Raw genomic sequence first — 21,110 nt, 5'->3', positions numbered from 1 at the left:
ATGCGTCGCGAGCCACCGTCGGACACCCTCGTCCGCACCGACGACCTTTCGCTCGCGCGCGGCGGCGTCCGCATCGTCGAAGGCGTGTCGCTGCGCATCGACCGCGGCCGCTCACTCGCCCTGATGGGTCCGACCGGAGCGGGCAAGTCGACCCTCGCCGCCTTCCTCGCCGGCGCGGCGGGGGAGGGCATCACCGCCGTGGGCGGCGCCGCGACGGTCGCCGGCATCGACGCGCGACGTCCCGGGCGCGCGCGGCGACAGCTCACGTGGTTCGCGGCCCATCTGCCGCAGCGCGCGGGTGCCGACCTGCCGGCGCGGCTGACGGTGTCGGAGGTGATCTCGGAGCCCATCACGTCGCGCGATCGCCGCGTGAACGGGCGCGCCCTCGCAGTGCGGGTGGCGACGCTCCTTGACGAGATGAAGCTGCCCCTGGGAGCTGCGGCGAAGTACCCCTACGAGCTGTCAGCGGGAATGCGGCAGCGCGTCGCGATCGCCCGCGCGCTCGTGCTGGATCCGCGGGTGCTCATCGCCGACGATCCGTACGCGAATCTCGACGTCGAGGTGCGCGTCGCTGCGCGCGACGCCCTGACGCGGCGGCGGGACGCCTTCGGCATGGCCACGCTGATCGTCACGAACGATCGCGAGGCCGCCCGTGAGCTCGACGCCGAGGTGCTCGTGCTGCGCGGCGGACACCCGGTCGCCTACGGGCACCACGCGGACGATCTGCTGTGGACGCCCGACGAGTCGGACGCGCCACGCGCGGGCGCCCGGTGAGTTCGGAACACCGTCCAGCCTTTGCTAGCATGGTGGGGTTGCCCGCTCGCGGAGCGGGCTCTTCCTCGGTAGCTCAATTGGCAGAGCAATCGGCTGTTAACCGATAGGTTCTTGGTTCGAGTCCAAGCCGGGGAGCGAACGGCCCCGAACTCCACTTCGGGGCCGTTTCTTCTTGCCCCGGCGGCGGTCGGCGGGCGCGTGTCCTGACGGTCGCGGTCGCCGCGGCGGCGGTATGGTCGACGCGTGGGAGGGAACGGCCGGATGGGTGAGCGCAAGGATCGGTCGAAGGGCGTGCGCGTTCCGCGTCACGGCTACGCGTTCGTCACCGTCACGGCCCGCGACGCGAACGGCTTCGTGCACCACTTCGACGAGATCGAGGCGCCGGTGGGCTCCCTGCACGAGGCCATCGCCGTCCTGCAGGTCAACTCGACCGCGACGCAGGCGTCGCACCGCGAGGCGCGGGAGGCCTGAGCCGTCTCACGCGAGCGGGCTCTCCGCGATCCGCTCGAGCAGGTCCGCCGCGTCCCGGAAGACGGCGTCGGCTCCCGCTTCCTCCAGCTCCGCGGCTCCCACGCCGCCGGTGAGAACGCCGATCCCGCGCAGGCCGGCACGTCGGGCGGCGCGCATGTCCCACACCGAGTCGCCGATCATCACGGCATCGTCCGGCGCCGTGTCGGCGCGTTCGAGCGCGACCTGGAGGAGGTCGGGCGCGGGCTTGGCGGTGTCGGCATCGGCGGACGAGGTCACCACGTCGACGCTGTCGCCGAGGTCGAGGACCGGGAGGAGGAGCTCGAGCTCGTCCTGCGGCGCCGATGTCGCGAGCACGACGCGGCGCCCGTCCCGTGCGAGGTGGCGGACGAGCTCGCGTGCGCCGTGGAGCGGCCGCAGCCGCGGCGACATGTCGCGGTACAGGCGGGAGTGGATGTCGGACGCGCGTCCACCCAGCTCCGCCGCATCCGCTCCCAGCAGCTCCTCGACGAGGAGGTCGCCGTCCATCCCGATCCCGCGGTGGATGCGCCAGGCCGCGATCGGTCGTTCGACGGCGGCGAAGGCGCGGCTCCACGCGTCGATGTGGAGGTAGTTCGAATCGATCAGGGTGCCGTCGATGTCGAACAGGACGGTGCGCGGTGTCGAGCTCATGACCCCAGTTCATCCGCTGGCGCACGAGGGACGCACGGGGGTGGCGCCGCGGCGCTGGACGTGCTCAGGCGTCGATGTCGTCGACGCCCGGGGTCCACGAGACGCCGGGGCGGCCCCAGCCGCGCTTCTTGGCGATCTTCTGCGTCGTCTTCCAGTCGCCGTCGTCGAGCCGGTCGATGTACAGGACGCCGTCGAGGTGATCGAATTCGTGCTGCAGGATCCGGGCGCGCCACCCTGACACACGGATCTCCACGGGGTCGCCCTCGAGGTCGGTGCCGCGCAGCATCGCCTCCTCCGAGCGCCGGAGCGGGAATCGCTCGCCCGGGAACGACAGGCACCCCTCCGACTCCTCGTCGGGGTCGGGGGCGCCTGGCTCGAGCGGTCGCAGCCACAGCTCCGGGTTGATCACGACGCCGCGCCACGGCGCGCCGTCGTCGTCGGCGTAGCTGTAGACGAAGACGCGGAGGGCAACGCCCACCTGGGGGGCCGCGAGGCCCACGCCCGGGGCGGCATCCATCGTCTCGAACATGTCGGCGACGAGCGTGCGCACCTCGTCGGTCACGGCATCGACGGGGGCGGCGGGGGCGTGCAGGACGGGGTCGCCCATGATGCGAATCGGGAGAACGGCCACGCCTTGAGCCTATCCGCGCGGTCGGGCGGTTAGTGTCGAAGGGTGATTGGCGCGGAAGTCTCGCTGGGCGACGTGACCGACGAGCTCGTCGGCATCTTCCGCGATCCGCGCATCCTCCTCGGCATCCCGCTCGCCCTTCTGGGTGCCCTGTTCATGTCCTTCGGCGCGCAGTACCAGCACCGCGGTGTGGAGAAGGTCGAGCGTCTGTCGGGCAAGTCCACCGGCGGGCTCACGAAGGCGCAGCTGTTCTCGCTCGTCCGCCGCCCGTCCTGGGTGGCCGGCACCGTGATGCTGGGGCTGGCGATCGTTTGCCAGCTCGCGGCGCTGTCGGTCGCGCCCCTGATCCTCGTGCAGCCGCTCGGGGCCATCGCCCTGGTCATCACGACGCTGCTGAACGCACGGCTGTCGGGGCACAAGCCGACGCGGCAGTCGCTCGTCGCGATCGTCGCGTGCGTCGGGGGCATCTTCCTGTTCGTGACGATCGCGGCCTTCTTCGCGACCGAGCACGCGATCACGTCGAACCAGCTGCTGATCATCCTCGGGATCCTGGTCGTGGTGATCCTCGTCTTCGGCTTCCTGTGGCTCGGCTTCCGCCGGCGCATGCGGGCCCTCTTCTACATCACCGCCGCCGGCGTGATCTACGGATTCGTGGCCACGCTCGCGAAGGTGGTCATCAGCCGTATCCAGAACGGCCAGTTCGAATGGCTGACGCTGCTGTGCCTCATCGCGCTGCTGTCCGCCGTGGCGTTCGGCGCCTACTTCGTGCAGACGGCGTACTCGGTCGGGCCCCCCGACCTCGTGATCGCGGGCCTGACGGTGATCGATCCGCTCGTGGCGGTGCTCATCGGCCTTCTCGTGCTCGGCGAGGCCTCCACCGCGCCCCTGTGGGCGCTCATCGGCTTCGCGGTCGCCGGCGCGATCGCCGTGTGGGGCGTCATCCAACTGACCCGCTTCCACCCGCAGATCGTCAGCGAGTCGCAGGAGCTCCCGATCCGCCGCGGCAGCGACGGCGACGCCCCGGCGTGACGATCGCGCGTCGAGCGTCCCGGTAGGCTCTACACCGCAGGGGGCGGTGGCCAAGCTGGTCAAGGCAGCGGGCTCATAACCCGACGATCGTGGGTTCAAGTCCCACCCGCCCTACCGAGCGAGTCCTTCGGGATGCGCGTTGCTGCGTCTCAGAAGGGTGGGTCGCCGGGTGGGGGGTCGGGGTCGTCGCGGAAGATGACGTATCGCTCGGGTGGGTCGGTGGAGACTTTGCCGAGGGGGCTGGTCCAGTGGATGCTGCCGTCGCGGAGCTGCACCGGTTTCCAGGGTTTCTCGGTCTTGAGGGTGTGGTGGCGTTTGCACAGGCATGCGAGGTTGCACGCTTGGGTGGTGCCGCCGAGGGCCCAGTCCTGGTTGTGGTCGCGGTCGCAGTGCCGGGCGGGGCGTCGGCATCCGGGGAAGCGGCAGTGGATGTCTCGGGCGGCGAGGTAGCGGTCGAGGTTCGCGGGTCGCCGGTAGGTGTCGGTGGCGAGGACGTGCCCGTGGATGGGGTGGGTGAAGATCCGCTCCCACGACGGCGCCTGAGCGAGCAGGCACCGGGCGGTGTCCGCATCCACCGGTGTCGCGCCGTCGAGGGCGGCGCCGCGGTCAGCGAGCCCGGCCGCGGTCAGGGCGGGGATGACGATCGACGCGCGCGCGTGAATGGCGGCGAGCCCGCCGGCCGGTCCGGTGATGGCGCCGGTGGTGGGGTCGATGGTGGGTCCGCCGGTCAGGAGCAGGTCGATGGCGATGTCCGCGCGGATCTGGTCCAGGTTCCGCTGGTCGTAGACCGCGTCGTCATCCTCGGTGTCACCCTCGGGCGCGGCGACCTGCGCGGTCTTGGTCTCGTGGGCTTGCTGGGTGAGCCGGTCCCAGATGCCTTCGGCGAGGACGGTGGGCGCGATCATGCCCAGTTCGGACATGCCCTCGCCCCGGCGCTGCATCCACGCTGTCCGCGTCTTCACCGCCTCCCGGTGCCGTTCGGTGATCGACCGGGGGTGGAGTTCCTCGACGACCTGCTCGGCGAACGCCCTCGTCCGCGGCGCCGTGTCCCGCAGCGCCCGCTCCAGCACCGTCGCCTCGTACAGCGCGCGGGTATCGGGGTCGGTCAGCGCCCGTCCGGTCTCGACGATGACCATCGCGTGCCGTGCGGAGATTCGGCTCTCCGCGAGGGCATCGAGGGTCGCCGGATAGCCCTCCACCAACTCCAGCGCCGCGTGCATCCGGTTCTGCACCGCCCGGTCGTTCACGCGGAGAACGAGCCCGATCTCCGCAGCGATCGATCGCTCCTCGAGTTCGCGCATCCGCCTCTCGGCCGACTGGTGAGCGGCGCGATTGTTCGCGATGCGCAGGGCCGCAGCCAGGTCGCAGACTTTCGCCGCCTCGATCTCGGCGATCGCTTCGTCGGCCGCGATGAGCCGGTCCAGGATGCCCACGAGCGCGGCGTCATCCTCGTCGGGGTGAGCGATGCTCGCGGTCATTGCCACGTGCTTACTCTCGCACCGACCTCCGACATCGACCCGACCAGTGAGCCGGCCCTTCGACAAGCTCAGGGACCACCCTTCGACAGGCTCAGGGACCGCCCTCAGACGGCTCCGAGACAAGAGGCGCCGGGGAGGAGAAGGCGTCCCGACCGCGGCTCACGGCATCGCGTTGCCGATGTAGGAGTACTTGACGAAGACCTCCGACGCGAGGCCCGCCTCGTCGAGCACGCCCTGCACGGCGCCGAGCATGTAGTGCGAGTCCCACCCCATGTAGAGGAAGTGCGCGTCGTCGAGCGCATCCCATTGGCCGTTCCACGCCATCTCGTCGTAGACCGGGCCGCCGCGCCGCGCGCTGAACGAGATGACGGCGTCGCGCGAGTCGGCCCACAGGCGCTTGAACACGCGGTTGAAGAGGTACTTGACGTCGTACACCTCCCAGTGCTCGCCGCGGTATTCGACGTAGTCCCATTCGCGCTGCCAGCCGCGCGGCCACCCGCGGCGGCGGCGCGCATCGAGGATGGGCGTGAGGTCGTCGTCGTCGATCGCCACGACCGCAGGCTTCGGCCAGATCCGCAGGAACTCCTCGCCCACGGTCGCCGAGCGGGCCGAGATCGCCGCCGTGCTCCACGCGGGGACGTCGGCGAGCTCGCGGGCGATGGACAGTCGGCTGCGCGGATACACCGCATCGCGCTTGTCGGGGAAGGAGCGGTCGAACGCCCGGTCGGCCAGGTCCTCCTCCAGGAGGGTGAGGTTCCCCAGCGTCTTCGCGAGGGCGCGGTGGCTGTTCTGCTCGTCCTCGCTGTACTCCGCCCACGTGCGCGCGCCGTCGCCCGTCCACGCGTCGCCGGGGGCGAGGGGGAAGATGTGCTCGAGCTGCAGGTCCGCGCTCGTCGCGACGCCCGAGAGCCGCGCGAGGACGGCGGCCGGATGCGGCAGCTCGGCGTACTTCAACCCGACGCGCACGCGCTCGTCAGACGGCGTGATGCGGGAGATCGCGCGTTCGAGCGCCTCCACGCCATCCCCGCGCGCGCGGCACAGTCGGGCGACGAGCCGGTCGTTGGACAGGCCCGAGACGGTGCGGCGCAGCAGCAGCGCCTGGACGTACCCGAGCAGCCGCAGGAACGCAGCGGTGTCGGATGCGCCGGTCTGCCAGTGGGCGTAGGCCTGCATGATGAGCGGGTACATGCCGCGACCGAACACGTTGACGTACTCAAGCTCGCGGGCGACCGCCGCATTCGGCGCATGCGCGGGGTCGAGGAGTACACGGTAGATCTCCGAGTACGCCTTCCACTCCGCGGCCGCCGTACGAAGTGTGCCGGGCTCCAGACGGGGGAACTCGGCCCGGAACGCGTCGTACACGCCGCGGCCGCCCGACAGGGCCACCTCCCGACCCGTGCGCATCACGAGGTAGTGCCGCCAGAAGGCGGCGATCGACTCGCCGGTGTTCTGCTCGATCGGCAGCCAGTACTCGTCCTCGATCTCGACCTGCTCGGCATGCGAGAGGCCCATGAGCACGTAGTTGTGGATGAGCTCGTGATCGCGCAGCGGCTCGCCCGTGGAGTTCAGGCTCTCGAAGATCTGCTGCGCATGGGCACCGGCGCCGAGCGTGATGGCCACGTGCTCGAGCTTCTGCAGACCGCGCCAGATGAGCGGAGCCTCGTCGCGGCCGATCTGGCTGCGGAAGAACGCGTAGTTGTCGTCGAAGCGCGAGTCCCGTGCCGCACCGTCGGCGTGGCGGTCGAGCACGACCGCCTCGAACACGTCCGCCCACGCGCGGTGCGGGCGCAGCTTCGTGCGCTCGGGAGCCGCGGCGCGCACGAGTACGCGCTCGAGCTCGGCGGCGAGCGCAGGGTCGTCATCCCGCACGGTGTGATGCAGCGCGGCCGCGAGGAGCATGAGCGTCGTGATGCGCTGCTGGCCGTCGATCAGCACGAGCTCGGCGCCGACGTCGCTGCGCTCCGCGTCGGCGGCGGAGAGGATCGAGCCGATGAAGTGCATCGTGCGCTCGTCGCTGTCGGCGACGGCCCGGATGTCGGCGAGCAGCTGCTCGCAGCCGCCGATGTCCCAGCGGTACTGGCGCTGGTAGACGGGAACGACGATGTTCGTCTCGGGGGAGGAGAGCCAGCCGACCGTGTTGACCGCGTTCGCATCGACGTTCGTGGCACTCACCATGATCATCGAGTCTACCGAGCGGGCAGAGCGCCTCGGGGCGTGTCGACGCCTCCAAGGTAGGCTTGCCTTACCAGGGCCTGGAAAAACGTACTGGCCCCCTACGGAAGGCATGACTCACCTCATGGGTTACATCAAGTCCGCCGCTCTCGAAGAGACCGGCTACGTCGTCCTCGACCGCTACAACCAGGAGCTCGACCCCCAGGAATGGCTCGACATCGAGTACGTCGACTGGAAGTCCTCCGGTGACACGCGGTTCGCCCCGCTCGCGTCACGCGACGGCGAGATCGAGTGCGGCGGGTTCTGGAGCGGCAAGAACCCGCGCACCGACAAGGACGGCATCTGGATCCCGTCGCAGGTGGAGAAGGCCCCGAACCTCGTCCGCCGCGCCCTCGAGCCGGGCGCGAACGTCGGCCGCTGCCGCGTCATCGAGCTGCAGCCCAACACGTACGCCGACTGCCTGTACAACCTGCACCAGGACGACAACAACCGCCTCAACCCGGATGGGACGGGCTGGGTCGTGCGCGGCTTCTTCAACCTCACCGACGACAAGGACAGCTTCTTCGTCCTGCGCGACAACCGCACCGACCCGAGCGTCGAGTACCGTCTCGCCCTGCCGGCCGGCGCTCAGCTGATCGTCGACACCCAGCGCATGTGGCACGCCGCGACCCACCCCGGCACCGAGCCGCGCTACTGCCTCATCACGTCGTGGACCTCGGGCCCCGAGCTCGACGCCTACATCGAGAAGTACAACGGTCGCACGCACGTGCCGAACGTCGAGGTGTCGCAGGACATCCTCGACGCCGGCCAGGCCGAGCAGACCCGCCGCCTGGCCGCCCGCGCGGCGGCACTGGCCGCCCGCGGTCAGCAGGAGCAGGTGGTGATGAGCGAGGCCTGAGCCTCGCCGAGCCCGCACGCGGCGGGTCGGAATCACACGCTTGTGATTCCGACCCGCCGCCGTCATAATGGCGACAGCACAACCGAATACGCCGTTCATCCGGTCAGGTCGTAGGGGAAGACGTACCTGATGAAGGAGAGAACATGGCGAGCACGTCTTCGCGTGGAGTGATCCTGATCCACTCCGCGCCGCGCGCGTTGTGCCCCCACCTCGAGTGGGCCGTCGGTCGCGCCCTCGGACGCGCGGTGAACTTCGACTGGGCCGACCAGCCGGTGCTCGCCGGTGCGCGCCGCGCGGAGTTCTACTGGGAGGGACCGGTCGGTTCCGGCGCCGCCCTGGCCACGGCGATCCGCGGATGGGAGCACCTGCGGTTCGAAGTGACCGAAGACCCGACGCCGCGCAGCGACGGCGGCCGGTGGATGCACACGCCGGGCCTGGGCATCCACTACGCGCAGACCGACTCCTCCGGCAACGTCGTCGTGGGAGAGGATCGCATCCGCTACGCGCTCGAGGTGTCCGCCGGAGACGCGGCCGAGCTGCGGCGCGAGCTCGACATCGCCCTCGGAGCGGCCTGGGACGACGAGCTCGAGCCCTTCCGGCATGCCGGCGATGATGCCCACGTCGTGTGGCTGCACAAGGTGGGCTGAGCGCCGAGAAGACCTCGGGCGACGCGACGCGTCAGTACCGGCGGCCGGTGATCCGTCCCGGCGGCCGGGAACACGGTCCCCGCCCGACACGACGAACGCCCCGGACGGATGTCCGGGGCGTTCTCCCGTGTGCGGGTGTCAGACGCTCGCGAAGGCGACGACGGCGTTGTGGCCGCCGAAACCGAACGAGTTGCTGATCGCGAGCTGCGGGCCCTCGCCGAGCGGCGTCGGCTCGCCGGAGAGCCGGAAGGGCACCTCCGGATCCTGCTCGGTGATGTTGATCGTGGGCGGCGCCACCCGGTCGCGGATGGCGAGCACCGTGAAGATGGCCTCGAGCGCCCCGGTGCCACCGAGCAGATGGCCGGTGGACGCCTTGGTCGCCGACACCGGGATCTCGTCGACGCGGTCGCCGAAGACCGTCCGCAGCGCGGTGTATTCGTTCGGGTCGCCCACGGGCGTGGACGTGGCGTGCGCGTTGATGTGCGTCACGTCGTCGGGCGACGCATCCGCCATCGCCAGCGCCGCGTTGACAGCCCGCGCCGCGCCGGTGCCCTCCGGGTCGTTCGCGGTGATGTGGTACGAGTCCGCCGTCACGCCGCCGCCGACGACGGTCGCGTAGATCTTCGCGCCGCGCGCCTTCGCGTGCTCCTCGGTCTCGAGGATCAGCACCGCCGCGCCCTCGCCCATGACGAAGCCGTCGCGGTCGATGCTGCCGGGACGCGACGCCGTCTCGGGGGAGTCGTTGCGCCGCGACAGCGCCTGCATCGACGAGAAGGCGGCGATCGTGATCGGGTGCACCGCGGACTCGGTGCCACCGGCGATCACGACGTCCGCCAGGCCGTCCTGCAGGTGCTCGACGGCGTTGACGATCGACTCGGTGCTCGACGCGCACGCCGACGCCACCGTGCGGGCGAACGCGCGGGCGTTGAAGTGCAGCGAGAGGTTCCCGGCCGCGGCGTTCGGCATCAGCATCGGGACCGTCATCGGCATGACGCGCCGCGGTCCCTTCTCGCGCAGCGTGTCCCAGGCGTCCAGAAGTGTCCAGACGCCGCCGATGCCGGTCGCGAAGTCCACCCCCAGACGGTCGGGGTCTACCTCGGGGCTGCCCGCGTCCGCCCACGCCTCGAGGGCCGCGACCATGGCGAGCTGGGACGACGGGTCCAGGCGCTTGGCGATCGGCCGCTCCAGGACGGTGTCGGGGCGGACGAGCGCCTCGGCGGCGAACGTGACGGGCAGCTGGTACTGCTCGACCCATTCGTGCTCGAGGGTGCGGGCGCCGGATGCTCCGGCCAGCAGGGCGGACCAGCTGTCGGTCGCCGTGCCCCCGATGGGGGACGTGGCGCCGATGCCGGTGACGACGATGCGCGGGGTGCTCATATGCGTTGTGTATTCCTCGGGGATTCCGGTGGGGGCCAGGCCCCCACCGGGATGATCACGCCTGGTTCGAGGTGATGTAGGTGACGGCGTCGCCGACGGTCTTGAGGTTCTTGACCTCGTCGTCGGGGATGGTGACGCCGAACTTCTCCTCGGCGTTGACGACGATCGTCATCATCGAGATCGAGTCGATGTCGAGGTCGTCGGTGAAGGACTTCTCCAGCGCGACCTCGTCGGCCGAGATGCCGGTCTCGTCGGTGATGAGCTCGGCCAGTCCGGCGAGGACCTCGTCGTTGGTGAATGCCATGGTTTCTCCTGTTCTCGGGGGCGGCCCCGCAGGGCCTCGTTCAGTCTAGGGTCGGGCGTGAGAGGACTACGGGAGCCGCACGACCTGCGCGCCGAACACCAGTCCGGCGCCGAAGCCGATCTGCAGCGCGAGGCCGCCGCTGAGCTCGGGATGCTCCTGGAGCAGCCGGTGCGTGGCGAGCGGGATGCTGGCCGCCGACGTGTTGCCGGTCGTGGCGATGTCGCGGCCGATCGCGACGGTGTCGGGCAGTCCCAGCTGCTTGGCGAACTCGTCGATGATGCGCATGTTCGCCTGGTGCGGGATGAACGCGGCGAGGTCGGAGGGCTGGATGCCCGCGGCCTCGATCGCCTGACGGGCGACCTTGACCATCTCCCACACGGCCCAGCGGAACACGGTGGGGCCTTCCTGACGGAGAGTGGGCCACGGCGCGGCGCCGTCGCGGAACTCCGTGAGCGTGTGGTTCATGCCCACCGCGTCGGCCTTCGATCCGTCCGAGCCCCACACCGTGGGCCCGATGCCCGGCTCGTCGCTCGGTCCGATCACGACCGCGCCCGCACCGTCGCCCAGGAGGAACGAGATGCTCCGGTCGGTCGGGTCCACGATGTCGCTGAGCTTCTCGGCGCCGACGACCACCGCGTAGTGGGCGACGCCGCCGCGGATGAGGGCGTCGGCCTGCGCGACCGCGTAGGCGAACCCCGCGCACGCGGCGTTCACGTCGTACGCCGCGGCGGGGTTGGCCCCGATGCGGTCGGCGACGATCGCCGACACCGAGGGCGTCTGCTTGGGGTTGGAGATCGTCGCGACGATGACGGCGTCGATGCGGTCGGCCGGGACGCCCGAGCGCTCGACCGCCTCCTTGGCCGCGTCCGTCGACAGCTCGATCGCAGTGGTCTCGGGGTTCGCGCGCACGCGCGTGACGATGCCGGTGCGCTGACGGATCCACTCGTCGCTCGAGTCGATCGGCCCGACCAGGTCGTCGTTGGGCACCACGCGTTCGCCGCGGGCCGCCCCGTAGGCGTAGATGCGCGTGTGCGCGGCGCCGTGCGGCTGCGTCAGCTGGGGGCTCATGCGCTCGCTCCCTTCAGCAGCGTCACCGCTGCGGCGATGTCATCGGGGGTCTTGACCGCGACCGTGGGCGTGCCTCGCAGGGCCCGCTTGACCAGACCGGTGAGCGTCCCGGCGGGGGCGAGCTCGACCACGCCGTCGACGCCGGCGGTCGCGAACGACTCCATGCACAGGTCCCAGCGCACCGGCGACGCGACCTGCGCGACCAGGAGGTCGAGGGCGGTGCGGCCATCGGGGACGACCGAGCCGTCGGCGTTCGTCCACAGCGTGGTCGTCGGGTCGGCGGGGGAGAGCTCGGCGGCGGCGGCGCGCAGGACGTCGACGGCGGGCGCCATGTACCGGGTGTGGAAGGCGCCGGCGACCTGCAGCGGGATGACGCGGCTGCCGGCGACCGGCTGATCGGCGAGCTCCGCCAGTGCGGGAAGCGCACCGGCGGCGACGATCTGGCCCCCGCCGTTGTAGTTCGCGGGGGTCAGGTCCAGGCTCTGCAGGCGCGCGAGCACGTCGGCGGCGTCCCCGCCGAGGATCGCGCTCATCCCGGTCTGCTCGGCGGCCGCGGCATCGGCCATGGCGCGACCCCGCAGACCGACCAGCCGCATGCCGTCGTCATCGGTCAGCACGCCGGCGGCCACGAGCGCCGCGATCTCGCCGACGGAGTGACCGGCGACCCCGCCGACGGGCGTGCTCGCCGCGTCCTGCAGCGCATGCCACGACAGCAGGCCCGCCGCGACGATCAGCGGCTGCGCGACGCGGGTGTCACGGATGCGGTCGGCGTCCCATTCGGTGCCCGCGGCGACGAGGTCGACCTGCGCCCGCTCGGCGTAGCCTTCGAGGCGCTCGCGTGCGCCGGGGAGCTCCAGCCAGGGCGAGAGGAATCCGGGGGTCTGCGAACCCTGGCCGGGGAAGACGGCGATGATCACGATTCCATCCTTTCAAGGATCCGCGGTGTCGTTTCGGAGGTGGCGCCACAAGAATGCGTCGATCCGTTGTCGTGAATCGACAGCGGTGGTCGAAGTTCAGGCACCCGAGGGACGGCGCAACGACGGCGAACGGCGACGTGTCGCGTCGGTGCCGATCGCGCCCAGGACGAGCGCCGTCTGCAGGATCAGGGCCTCGCGCGGCCCCGTGGCATCCCAGCCGATGACCTCGGACACGCGCTTGAGGCGGTAGCGCACGGTGTTCGGATGGACGAACAGCTCGCGAGCGGTCGCCTCGAGCGAGCGGCCGTTGTCGAGGTAGCTCCACAGTGTCGCGACGAGGTCCGTGCTGTGGGCCTGCAGCGGGCGGTAGATGCGTTCCACGAGGGTCTGCTTCGCCAGCGGGTCGCCCGCGAGCGCGCGCTCGGGGAGGAGGTCGTCGGCGTCCACCGGACGCGGCGCGCCGCGCCACGCGCGGGCGACGGCGAAGCCGGCCAATGCAGCGCGGGCGCTCTGGCTCGCGTCGACGAGAGCGGGCACGGCCGGGCCGAGCACGAGATGACCGGGTCCGAACCCGGGCTCCAGGCGCCGCGCGATCTCGGGGAAGGGCAGCTCGGGCGCGGGCTCCTCGCCGCGGGGCTGCGCGCGACCGACGACCAGCACCAGCCGCGTGCCCTGCACGCCGATCAGCACGTCCACGCCGAGCTTGCGCGCGGTGCGGCGGAGCTGATCGACGTCGAGCTGCGGCGGGGTCGTGCCCACGAGCACCGCGACCTCGCCGTGGCCGTGCCATCCGAGGGCGGCGATGCGGCTCGGAAGCTCCTCGTCCGTCTCGCCGGTGAGGATCGAGTCCACGACGAGGGCCTCGAGACGCGCGTCCCACAGGCCGCGCGCCTCCGCGGCGCGCGCGTAGACGTCGGCCGCGGCGAACGCGACCTCGCGCGAGTAGAGCAGGATCGCCTCCCGCACGTCGTCGCCGCGTCCGGCGACGCGCTCCTCGGTGACCTCCACCGTCGCCCGGATCAGCTGCAGCGTCTGCTGGAGGCTGACGCTGCGCAGCAGCTCGCGAGGCGCCGCGGCGAAGATGTCTGCCGCGATCCATGGCGTGGACGAGGGGTCGTCGTACCACTGGATGAATGACGTGATGCCAGCCTGCGCGACGAGGCCGACGGCCGAGCGTCGCGCCGGCGGCATCTCGGCGTACCAGGGGAGCGACTCCTCGAGGCGCTGGATGGTCGCCGTCGCGAGGTCGCCCGACACCCGACGGAGCCAGGCGAGGGTCTTCTCCTTCTCCGTCGGGGCGGCGCTGCCCGGCGTCATGCGGTGATCAGCTCTCGCCGCCGGCGTTCCCGCTCGTGCCGGCCGTCACGTCGTGCAGCCGGTACTTCTCGATCGCCTGCGCCGCGAGGGAGCGGTCGACCGCGCCCTCGGCCGCGAGGGCCTGGAGCGTCTTCACGACGATCGAGGGACCGTCGATCTTGAAGAAGCGGCGGGCGGCCGGGCGCGTGTCGGAGAAGCCGAATCCGTCGGCGCCGAGGGTGTGGAAGTTGTGCTGCACCCACGGGCGGATCTGCTCCTGGACGGCGTGCTCGAAGTCGCTGACGGCGACCACCGGGCCGGGCGCGCCGGCGAGCTTCTGCGTCACGTAGGCGGTGCGCGGCTCCTCCTCCGGGTGGAGGAAGTTGTGCTCGTCGACAGCCAGGCCGTCGCGGCGCAGCTCGCCCCACGAGGTCACCGACCACACGTCGGCGGCGACGCCCCAGTCGTCCTTGAGGAGCTTCTGCGCCTCGAGCGCCCACGGCACGCCGACGCCGGAGGCGAGCACCTGGGCGCGGGGTCCGTCGCCCTCTCCCTGCGCGACGCGGTGGATGCCCCGGACGATGCCGTCGACGTCGACAGCCGCCGGCTCGGCCGGCTGGACGAGCGGCTCGTTGTACACCGTGAGGTAGTACATGACGTTCGGGTCGGGGTGGTTCCCGCCGTACATGCGCTCGATGCCCGAACGCACGATGTGGGCGATCTCGTAGCCGTACGCGGGGTCGTAGCTGACGACCGCCGGGTTGGTGGAGGCCAGCAGCGGCGAGTGGCCATCGGCGTGCTGCAGGCCTTCGCCGGTGAGCGTCGTGCGACCCGCGGTGGCGCCGATGAGGAAGCCGCGCGCCATCTGGTCGCCCGCCGCCCACAGCGCGTCACCGGTGCGCTGGAAGCCGAACATCGAGTAGAAGACGTAGACCGGGATGAGCGGCTCGCCGTGCGTGGAGTACGACGTGCCGGTGCCGGTGAAGGCGGCGAGGGCGCCCGCCTCGTTGATGCCGACATGGACGATCTGGCCCTGCGGGCTCTCCTTGTAGGCCAGGAGGAGCTCGCGGTCGACGGACGTGTAGTGCTGCCCGTTCGGGTTGTAGATCTTCGCCGTCGGGAAGTACGCGTCCATGCCGAACGTGCGGGCCTCGTCGGGGATGATCGGCACGATGCGGTGACCGAAGTCCTTCACCCGCAGCAGGTCCTTCAGCAGGCGGACGAAGGCCATCGTCGTGGCGACCTCCTGCGTGCCCGAGCCCTTCTTCGGGAGCTGGTACGCGTCGTCGCCGGGCAGCGACAGGCCGACGTGGTGCGTGCGTCGCTCCGGCAGGAAGCCGCCGAGCGAGCGGCGCCGCTCCAGCAGGTACTGGATGGTCTCGTCCTGGGGGCCGGGGTTGTAGTACGGCGGCAGGTACGGGTTCTCCTCGAGCTTCGCGTCGGACACCGGGATGTGCATCGCGTCGCGGAAGAGCTTCAGGTCGTCGAGGGTCATCTTCTTCATCTGGTGGGTCGCGTTGCGGCCCTCGAAGTGCGGACCCAGGCCGTAGCCCTTGATGGTCTTCGCGATGATGACGGTCGGCTGGCCCTTGTGCTCGACGGCCGCCTTGAACGCGGCGTAGACCTTGCGGTAGTCGTGGCCGCCGCGCTTGAGGTTCCAGATCTGGTCGTCGGTGTAATCCTTTACCAGCGCGGCCGCGCGCTCGTCGCGCCCGAAGAAGTGCTCGCGGACGTACGCGCCGCTTTCGGCCTTGTAGGTCTGGTAGTCGCCGTCGGGCGTCGTGTTCATGAGGTTCAGCAGCGCGCCGTCGGTGTCGCGGGCGAGCAGGTCGTCCCATTCGCGACCCCAGATGACCTTGATGACGTTCCAGCCGGCGCCACGGAAGAAGCTCTCGAGCTCCTGGATGATCTTGCCGTTGCCGCGCACCGGGCCGTCGAGGCGCTGGAGGTTGGCGTTGATGACGAACGTGAGGTTGTCCAGGCCCTCGTTCGCCGCCACCTGGAGCTGACCGCGGCTCTCGACCTCGTCCATCTCGCCGTCGCCGAGGAACGCCCACACGTGCGCGTCGCCGACGTCTTTGATGCCGCGGTTGGTGAGGTACTTGTTCGTCATCGCCTGATAGATGGCGTTGATCGGGCCGAGACCCATCGAGACGGTGGGGAACTGCCAGAACTCCGGCATGAGGCGCGGATGCGGATAGGAGGGCAGTCCGTTCGGCGCGGCCGACTTCTCCTGACGGAAGCCGTCCAGCTGCGTTTCGCTCAAGCGGCCCTCGAGGTAGGCGCGCGCGTACGTACCGGGGGAGGCGTGCCCCTGGATGAAGATCTGGTCGCCGCCCGACGGGTGGTCGGCGCCGCGGAAGAAGTGGTTGAAGCCGACCTCGTACAGGGCGGCCGACGACGCGTACGTCGAGATGTGGCCGCCGACGGCGATGCCCGGGCGCTGCGCGCGGTGCACCGTGATCGCGGCGTTCCAGCGGATCCACGCACGGTAGCGGCGCTCGATCTCCTCGTCACCGGGGAACTCGGGCTCGTTCTCGGGCGCGATCGTGTTGATGTAGTCCGTCGTCGGCACCATCGGCACGTTCAGGTGCAGGTCCTTCGATGCCTTCAGGAGGCTCAGCATGATCTCGCGGCCACGACCGTGGCCCTTCGCCTGCACGAGCTGCTGCAGGGACTCCTGCCACTCGGCGGTCTCTTCGGGATCGCTGTCCGAAGCGTCCTGCGAATACGGATCCTGGTCGTGAACAGTCACGGAAGACCTTTCCTCTGCTGGCAGATCGTGCCAGTCATTCACCATGGGTGCGTCGTCGGCGTTGTCCGATCCTCACAACGCACCGCCGACCAGCCTACCCAGTCGGGGGAGCACCGGACGGCACCTCGTAGACTCGTGCCGCGGGCCTTTAGCTCAGCTGGTAGAGCGCCACGTTTACACCGTGGATGTCGTCGGTTCGATCCCGGCAGGGCCCACCGCATCCGCCCGTCTCACGCGACGCGCACCGTCTGCGCGTCGGCGCCCGGCGGTAGGTTGGGAGGGTGAAAGCCGCCCCCGCCGACCAGCGACGCCTCCTCGACCTCGCCGACCTCGACGTGCGCATCCGGCGTGCCGACGCGGCCCGTCAGAATCCGCCGCAGGCGGCGCGCGTCAAGGAGCTCGTGGCGCAGCGCGCGACGCAGTCGCAGGAGCTCGCCCGCCTCGTGGGCGCCCGGGACGACCTGCGCGCCGAGCTCGCCCGCATCGAGGCCGACGTCGCGGTCGTGGACGCCCGCGCCGAACGCGACGCGTCGCGGCTGAACACGAGCGCGAACGCCAAGGAGGCGCAGGGGCTCGAGAGCGAGCTCGCGGCCCTGGCGCGGCGCAAGAGCGACCTCGAGGACGCCGAGCTGTCGGTCATGGAGCGGCTGGAGGCGGCCGATGCCGAGGTGAGCGCGCAGGAATCCCTCATCGCCCAGACGCAGGAGGAGGGTGCGCGCCTGAGCGCCGAGGCCAAGGACCAGGTCGCCACCGCGACCCGCGACGCCGAGGCCGGCCGGCGCGACCGCGGCGCGATCGCCGAGTCGCTGCCCGCCGACCTCGTGGCGCTCTACGACCGACTCGCCGCGCGCGGACCGGCGGCGGGGCTGCTGCGCCGCGGCACGTGCGAGGCGTGCCGGATGGTGCTCTCCGGCACCGACCTCAACACGATTCGTCAGGCGCAGGACGACGACGTCGTGCAGTGCCCCGAATGCGGCGCGATCCTCGTGCGCACCGAGGAGTCGGGGCTGTGACGTTCGCCCCCTCGACGCGCGCGGGCGCGCGCGGCGGTGCCGGCGACTGACACCGCCTGGATCGTCCTCGGACGATCGGGCGACGACGTCGTCGCGGTGGACCTCGACGGCACCGGCGCCGAGATCGAGCGGCTTTCGATCCCGCGGTCGGAGATCGTCGCGTGGATCCGCGATCGGGAACGCGCGGCGCCGGTGCGGTGGGTGTGGCACGACACACCCGTCTGGTACGACGCCGTGCTGGATGCCGGTGCGACCGTCGAGCGCGCGCACGACCTGCGCCTCGCCCACGCGATCCTCCGCGATGCCGCGGCGGTCCGGGACGACGCCGGGCTGCGCACCGCGACCGCCTGGGATGCGGCGGCAGCCGCGGCGGCGGTCGACGACGCCCTGTTCGACCTCGACGCGCCCGAGGCGTCCGTTCCCGAGGGCGTGGACGAGGCGCTCGCGGAGTTCGCTCGCCAGCGCGCCGCCCTCGCGGCGAGCGAGCGTGGCGGAGCGCTGCGCCTGCTCATCGCCGCCGAGTCGGCGGGTGCCCTGCTCGCCGCCGAGCTGCGCGCCGCGGGGCTGCCGTGGGACGCCGACGTGCACGACGGCATCCTGCGCGAGATGCTCGGCGAGCGCGGCGGCGCCCTTCCCGCACGGATCGAGGAGCGCGCGGCGGAGGTACGCCGCATCCTGGGCGATCCGTTGGCGAGCCTCGACTCGCAGCCCAAGCTGCTGCGCGCGCTGCATCGCGCCGGCCTCCTCGTCGAGACGACGAGCCGCTGGGAGCTGCGGCGGCACGACCACCCCGTCGTCGAGCCGCTCATCGACTACAAGCGGCTCATGCGGCTGTACAGCGCGAACGGCTGGGCGTGGCTCGCGGAGTGGGTGCGCGACGGGCGCTTCCGCCCCGTCTACGTGCCCGCGGGCGTCGTCACCGGACGCTGGGCGTCGTCGGGCGGCGGCGCGCTGCAGATCCCGCGGCAGCTGCGCGCGGCCGTCCGCGCCGACCCGAGCTGGCGCCTCATCGTCGCCGACGTGGCGCAGCTCGAGCCACGCATCCTCGCGGCGATGGCCGGCGACCTCGCGCTGGCGCGGGCGGCCGCGGGTCGGGACCTGTACGAGGGGATCGTCGCGCAGGGCACGCTCGGCTCCCGGGCCGAGGCGAAGGTCGCCCTGCTCGGTGCGATGTACGGCGCGACCTCGGGAGACGGCGGCCGCCTCGTGCCGCGGCTGCGGCGCGCCTTCCCCCGCGCGATGGCGCTCGTCGACGACGCCGCCCGCGTCGGGGAGGACGGCGGAGTCGTGTCGACGCTGCTCGGGCGCACATCACCCGCGCCGTCAGGCGCGTGGAGCCGGCTGCAGGCCGACGCGACCGACGTCGACGCGTCCGACTCGGACGCCTCGCGGGCGCGCCGATACGCCCGCGACCGCGGCCGGTTCACGCGGAACTTCGTCGTGCAGGGCACGGCGGCCGAGTGGGCGCTCGCGTGGCTCGCCGACCTGCGCGGCCGGCTCGCGCGCCTGCCCGAGGTGGGCGAGGCGGACGCGGCGCCGCGGTCGGGTCCGGCCTTCGCGCGTCGCCCGCACGTGGCCTTCTTCCTCCACGACGAGATCATCGTCCACACCCCTTCGGTGCACGCGGAGGCGGCGGCGGACGCGGTGCGCGAGGCCGCCGCATCCGCCGGCCGTCTGCTGTTCGGCGACTTCCCGATCGACTTCCCGCTGGACCTCAAGATCGCGAGCAGCGCGGAGAAGTCCTAGCGCGTGCCGCGCGCCTCGCGAGAACACGCGCGTGCACGGTCGCGGGCCGCAAAACCGTGCTTTCGCGCGTTCTCGCGAGGCGCGGTCGGTACACTCGGGCATGCGAATGGGTCGGCTGGACGGTCGCGTCGCGGGGTGACCCGCGCCGAGGAACGTCCGGGCTCCACAGGGCAGGACGGTGGGTAACACCCACCCGGAGCGATCCGCGAGACAGTGCCACAGAGAGCAGACCGCCCTCCGGTTCCTGAGCTTGTCGAAGGACCGGAAGGGTAAGGGTGAAAGGGTGGTGTAAGAGACCACCGGGGCCGTGGTGACACGGCTCGCACGGTAAACCTCGTCCGGAGCAAGGCCAGACAGGGGATGACGACGCGGCCCGCCGAGTCCCCGGGTAGGCCGCTGGAGCGGCACGGCAACGTGTCGCCGAGAGAGATGACCGTCCACGGGGTCCGCGAGGACCCCCGGACAGAACCCGGCGTACAGGCCGGCCCATTCGCCCCTCCGATCGCGTCCCGCCGGGCGACCCGCTCAGTCGGCGGGCGCGGCGCGGCGCACGAGCTCGCGGATGCGGCGCTCCACGTCCGGCGTCACCTCGAGCACCGCGAACGACACCGGCCACATCGGCCCGTCGTCGAGCTGCGCCGTCTCGTCGAACGAGACCGTGCCGTAGCGCGTCTTGAACTTCGATGGCGGCTGGTAGAAGACGACGACCTTGCCGTCGCGCGCGTACGCCGGGAAGCCGTAGAAGGTCTTGGGCGTGAGGTGCGAGGCCTCCTCCATGACGATCACGTGCACGCGTTCGGCGATCGCACGATCCGCGCCCTCGAGCGCCTCGATCGCGTCTAGGCACGCCTGATTCTCCTTCTCGAGCTTCGCGGCGCCCTTCAGGCCCTTCATGGCCTTGAGCTCCTCCGCGCGCTGCTTCATCGCAGCCTTCTCCTCGGCGCTGAATCCCGCGCCCGTCGATGCGGCCATCGTCGTTCCTTTCGTCGGTGGTGTCGTCGGTCAGTTCTGCTGGATGCGCAGGAGGTTGCCTGCGGGGTCGCGCACCGCGCAGTCGCGCACGCCGTAGTCCTGCTCAATCGGCTCCTGCACGATGTCGGCACCGGCGGCGTCCAGGCGCGCGAACGTCGCGTCCAGGTCGTCGGTGGCGAGATTGACGCCGAACACCGTCCCCTTCGCGACGAGCTCCGTCAGGAGCGTGCGCTCGGCATCGGAGACGTCGTGGCCGACGCCCACTGGATGCAGCACGATCGCCGTGTCCGGCTGCTCGGCCGGCCCGACGGTGATCCACCGCATCCCGGCGTAGCCGACGTCGAGGCGCACCTCGAATCCCAGGACGTCGCGGTAGAACGCGAGCGACTCCTCCGGGTCGAGGTGCGGAAGGAAGCTGGAGTGGATCGTGAGGGCCATGACGCTCACGCTACGAGACCGCAGCGGCCGTCGCTTCTCGATTCCTGACCGGTCGGGTCACGTGCTTGGCGATGCACGGCAGCATCCCGGGCCGGTACTGCGCGCCGTGCGCGCGGTACTCGCTCGGCGTGACGCCGACCAGCTCGGTGAAGCGCGTGCTGAAGGTGCCGAGGGACTGGCAGCCGACCGCGAAGCATGCGTCGGTCACCGTCAGGTCGCCACGGCGCAGCAGCGTCATCGCACGCTCGATGCGGCGGGTCATGAGGTACGCGTAGGGCGACTCGCCGTAGGCCAGCCGGAACTGGCGGCTCAGGTGCCCCGCCGACATGTGCACGCCGGCGGCGAGCGACTCGACGTCGAGCGGCTTCGCGTACTCGCGGTCCATCCGGTCGCGCACCCGTCGCACGAGCGCGAGGGTGCGGACGTCGGTCATGAGCCGATGATGCCATGCGGGTCGC

Annotated in this window: 20 protein-coding genes, 3 tRNA genes and 1 other RNA gene; 11 read left to right on the top strand and 13 right to left on the bottom strand. The window is 71.3% G+C overall.

All coding sequences use genetic code 11. From position 1 onward, the window contains the following. From EI169_RS08785 to EI169_RS08775, 3 genes are all read left to right on the top strand, one after another. Complete coding sequence (locus EI169_RS08785; protein ID WP_125131985.1) at positions 1 to 774, top strand: ATP-binding cassette domain-containing protein; 774 nt, start codon at positions 1 to 3, stop codon at positions 772 to 774. Positions 775 to 836: 62 nt separating this feature from the next. After that, positions 837 to 909: transfer RNA gene (locus EI169_RS08780), tRNA-Asn, on the top strand. Positions 910 to 1,035: 126 nt separating this feature from the next. Further along, positions 1,036 to 1,245: a hypothetical protein gene (locus EI169_RS08775; protein ID WP_125131984.1), complete on the top strand. Its 210-nt coding sequence runs from the start codon at positions 1,036 to 1,038 to the stop codon at positions 1,243 to 1,245. A 6-nt stretch (positions 1,246 to 1,251) separates the two neighbouring features. Here the strand turns inward: EI169_RS08775 and EI169_RS08770 are convergent, their stop codons facing one another. Beyond that, on the bottom strand, positions 1,252 to 1,914 hold the full coding sequence (locus EI169_RS08770; protein ID WP_125131983.1) for an HAD family hydrolase: 663 nt from the start codon (positions 1,912 to 1,914) through the stop codon (positions 1,252 to 1,254). Between the two features lie 64 nt (positions 1,915 to 1,978). Continuing rightward, complete coding sequence (gene def / locus EI169_RS08765; RefSeq protein WP_125131982.1) at positions 1,979 to 2,545, bottom strand: peptide deformylase; 567 nt, start codon at positions 2,543 to 2,545, stop codon at positions 1,979 to 1,981. 42 nt (positions 2,546 to 2,587) lie between these two features. Between def and EI169_RS08760 the strand changes: the two genes are divergently transcribed. Beyond that, positions 2,588 to 3,571: a DMT family transporter gene (locus tag EI169_RS08760; RefSeq protein WP_125131981.1), complete on the top strand. Its 984-nt coding sequence runs from the start codon at positions 2,588 to 2,590 to the stop codon at positions 3,569 to 3,571. 40 nt (positions 3,572 to 3,611) lie between these two features. Further along, positions 3,612 to 3,685, top strand: a tRNA-Ile gene (locus EI169_RS08755). 35 nt (positions 3,686 to 3,720) lie between these two features. Here EI169_RS08755 and EI169_RS08750 read toward each other — a convergent pair. Next, the gene (locus tag EI169_RS08750) at positions 3,721 to 5,049 is read right to left on the bottom strand and encodes an HNH endonuclease signature motif containing protein (RefSeq protein WP_125131980.1); all 1,329 of its coding nucleotides are present in this window, start codon (positions 5,047 to 5,049) and stop codon (positions 3,721 to 3,723) included. A gap of 159 nt (positions 5,050 to 5,208) precedes the next feature. Next, complete coding sequence (locus EI169_RS08745; protein ID WP_125131979.1) at positions 5,209 to 7,224, bottom strand: DUF262 domain-containing protein; 2,016 nt, start codon at positions 7,222 to 7,224, stop codon at positions 5,209 to 5,211. A gap of 121 nt (positions 7,225 to 7,345) precedes the next feature. Here EI169_RS08745 and EI169_RS08740 point away from each other — a divergent pair, with 121 nt between their 5' ends. Both EI169_RS08740 and EI169_RS08735 read left to right on the top strand, forming a co-directional pair. Continuing rightward, positions 7,346 to 8,119: a hypothetical protein gene (locus EI169_RS08740; RefSeq protein ID WP_125131978.1), complete on the top strand. Its 774-nt coding sequence runs from the start codon at positions 7,346 to 7,348 to the stop codon at positions 8,117 to 8,119. Positions 8,120 to 8,262: 143 nt separating this feature from the next. Continuing rightward, positions 8,263 to 8,766 carry a DUF3145 domain-containing protein gene (locus EI169_RS08735; protein WP_125131977.1) on the top strand — a complete coding sequence of 168 codons (504 nt, stop codon included), beginning with the start codon at positions 8,263 to 8,265 and terminating at the stop codon, positions 8,764 to 8,766. A 138-nt stretch (positions 8,767 to 8,904) separates the two neighbouring features. On the opposite strand, the gene EI169_RS08730 is transcribed toward EI169_RS08735, so the two are convergent. The 6 genes from EI169_RS08730 to aceE all read right to left on the bottom strand — a co-directional run bounded on the left by EI169_RS08730 (position 8,905) and on the right by aceE (position 16,483). Further along, positions 8,905 to 10,143, bottom strand: coding sequence for a beta-ketoacyl-[acyl-carrier-protein] synthase family protein (locus tag EI169_RS08730; RefSeq protein ID WP_125131976.1), 1,239 nt, complete (start codon positions 10,141 to 10,143; stop codon positions 8,905 to 8,907). A gap of 55 nt (positions 10,144 to 10,198) precedes the next feature. Further along, positions 10,199 to 10,447 (bottom strand): acyl carrier protein, encoded by a 249-nt coding sequence (locus EI169_RS08725; RefSeq protein WP_124293295.1) that lies wholly within the window; start codon positions 10,445 to 10,447, stop codon positions 10,199 to 10,201. 66 nt (positions 10,448 to 10,513) lie between these two features. Further along, positions 10,514 to 11,515, bottom strand: a complete 1,002-nt coding sequence (locus EI169_RS08720) for a beta-ketoacyl-ACP synthase III (RefSeq protein ID WP_125131975.1) — start codon at positions 11,513 to 11,515, stop codon at positions 10,514 to 10,516. Next, a complete protein-coding gene (locus tag EI169_RS08715; RefSeq protein WP_125131974.1) occupies positions 11,512 to 12,432 on the bottom strand; it encodes an ACP S-malonyltransferase in 921 nt (306 codons plus the stop codon). Before EI169_RS08715 ends, EI169_RS08720 begins: the two co-directional genes overlap by 4 nt. A 96-nt stretch (positions 12,433 to 12,528) precedes the next feature. After that, a complete protein-coding gene (locus EI169_RS08710; RefSeq protein ID WP_125131973.1) occupies positions 12,529 to 13,749 on the bottom strand; it encodes a helix-turn-helix domain-containing protein in 1,221 nt (406 codons plus the stop codon). Between the two features lie 7 nt (positions 13,750 to 13,756). Further along, entirely contained in the window at positions 13,757 to 16,483 is a 2,727-nt protein-coding gene (gene aceE / locus EI169_RS08705; RefSeq protein ID WP_125131972.1) for a pyruvate dehydrogenase (acetyl-transferring), homodimeric type, read from the bottom strand. 142 nt (positions 16,484 to 16,625) lie between these two features. Here aceE and EI169_RS08700 point away from each other — a divergent pair. The 4 genes from EI169_RS08700 (at position 16,626) to rnpB (ending at position 19,735) form a co-directional block, all read left to right on the top strand. Beyond that, a tRNA-Val gene (locus tag EI169_RS08700) sits at positions 16,626 to 16,698 on the top strand. A gap of 66 nt (positions 16,699 to 16,764) precedes the next feature. Further along, positions 16,765 to 17,496, top strand: a complete 732-nt coding sequence (locus EI169_RS08695; RefSeq protein WP_125131971.1) for a C4-type zinc ribbon domain-containing protein — start codon at positions 16,765 to 16,767, stop codon at positions 17,494 to 17,496. A 36-nt stretch (positions 17,497 to 17,532) separates the two neighbouring features. After that, a complete protein-coding gene (locus EI169_RS08690; protein WP_125131970.1) occupies positions 17,533 to 19,242 on the top strand; it encodes a bifunctional 3'-5' exonuclease/DNA polymerase in 1,710 nt (569 codons plus the stop codon). Between the two features lie 107 nt (positions 19,243 to 19,349). Next, positions 19,350 to 19,735, top strand: an RNA gene (gene rnpB, locus EI169_RS08685) — RNase P RNA component class A. 32 nt (positions 19,736 to 19,767) lie between these two features. Here the strand turns inward: rnpB and EI169_RS08680 are convergent. Genes EI169_RS08680 through EI169_RS08670 form a run of 3 tightly spaced genes read right to left on the bottom strand, consistent with a single transcriptional unit; the run spans position 19,768 to position 21,085 of the window. Then, entirely contained in the window at positions 19,768 to 20,214 is a 447-nt protein-coding gene (locus EI169_RS08680) for a hypothetical protein (RefSeq protein WP_125131969.1), read from the bottom strand. Between the two features lie 30 nt (positions 20,215 to 20,244). Next, positions 20,245 to 20,652, bottom strand: coding sequence for a VOC family protein (locus EI169_RS08675; RefSeq protein ID WP_125131968.1), 408 nt, complete (start codon positions 20,650 to 20,652; stop codon positions 20,245 to 20,247). Positions 20,653 to 20,662: 10 nt separating this feature from the next. Then, a complete protein-coding gene (locus EI169_RS08670; protein WP_125131967.1) occupies positions 20,663 to 21,085 on the bottom strand; it encodes a helix-turn-helix transcriptional regulator in 423 nt (140 codons plus the stop codon). Positions 21,086 to 21,110: the final 25 nt, after the last annotated feature.

The organism is Microbacterium sp. 10M-3C3, from assembly GCF_003931875.1.
Lineage (GTDB): Bacteria > Actinomycetota > Actinomycetes > Actinomycetales > Microbacteriaceae > Microbacterium.
This window is presented reverse-complemented; position numbering and strand designations above follow the sequence as displayed.

Excerpts from the sequence above, each read along its gene's own strand:
- EI169_RS08785 (WP_125131985.1), top strand. The coding sequence starts at position 1 with ATGCGTCGCGAGCCACCGTCGGACACCCTCGTCCGCACCGACGACCTT.
- EI169_RS08775 (WP_125131984.1), top strand. The coding sequence starts at position 1,036 with ATGGGTGAGCGCAAGGATCGGTCGAAGGGCGTGCGCGTTCCGCGTCAC.
- EI169_RS08770 (WP_125131983.1), bottom strand. The coding sequence starts at position 1,914 with ATGAGCTCGACACCGCGCACCGTCCTGTTCGACATCGACGGCACCCTG.
- EI169_RS08750 (WP_125131980.1), bottom strand. The coding sequence starts at position 5,049 with ATGACCGCGAGCATCGCTCACCCCGACGAGGATGACGCCGCGCTCGTG.
- EI169_RS08745 (WP_125131979.1), bottom strand. The coding sequence starts at position 7,224 with ATGGTGAGTGCCACGAACGTCGATGCGAACGCGGTCAACACGGTCGGC.
- EI169_RS08740 (WP_125131978.1), top strand. The coding sequence starts at position 7,346 with ATGGGTTACATCAAGTCCGCCGCTCTCGAAGAGACCGGCTACGTCGTC.
- EI169_RS08735 (WP_125131977.1), top strand. The coding sequence starts at position 8,263 with ATGGCGAGCACGTCTTCGCGTGGAGTGATCCTGATCCACTCCGCGCCG.
- EI169_RS08730 (WP_125131976.1), bottom strand. The coding sequence starts at position 10,143 with ATGAGCACCCCGCGCATCGTCGTCACCGGCATCGGCGCCACGTCCCCC.
- EI169_RS08725 (WP_124293295.1), bottom strand. The coding sequence starts at position 10,447 with ATGGCATTCACCAACGACGAGGTCCTCGCCGGACTGGCCGAGCTCATC.
- EI169_RS08720 (WP_125131975.1), bottom strand. The coding sequence starts at position 11,515 with ATGAGCCCCCAGCTGACGCAGCCGCACGGCGCCGCGCACACGCGCATC.
- EI169_RS08710 (WP_125131973.1), bottom strand. The coding sequence starts at position 13,749 with ATGACGCCGGGCAGCGCCGCCCCGACGGAGAAGGAGAAGACCCTCGCC.
- EI169_RS08680 (WP_125131969.1), bottom strand. The coding sequence starts at position 20,214 with ATGGCCGCATCGACGGGCGCGGGATTCAGCGCCGAGGAGAAGGCTGCG.
- EI169_RS08675 (WP_125131968.1), bottom strand. The coding sequence starts at position 20,652 with ATGGCCCTCACGATCCACTCCAGCTTCCTTCCGCACCTCGACCCGGAG.
- EI169_RS08670 (WP_125131967.1), bottom strand. The coding sequence starts at position 21,085 with ATGACCGACGTCCGCACCCTCGCGCTCGTGCGACGGGTGCGCGACCGG.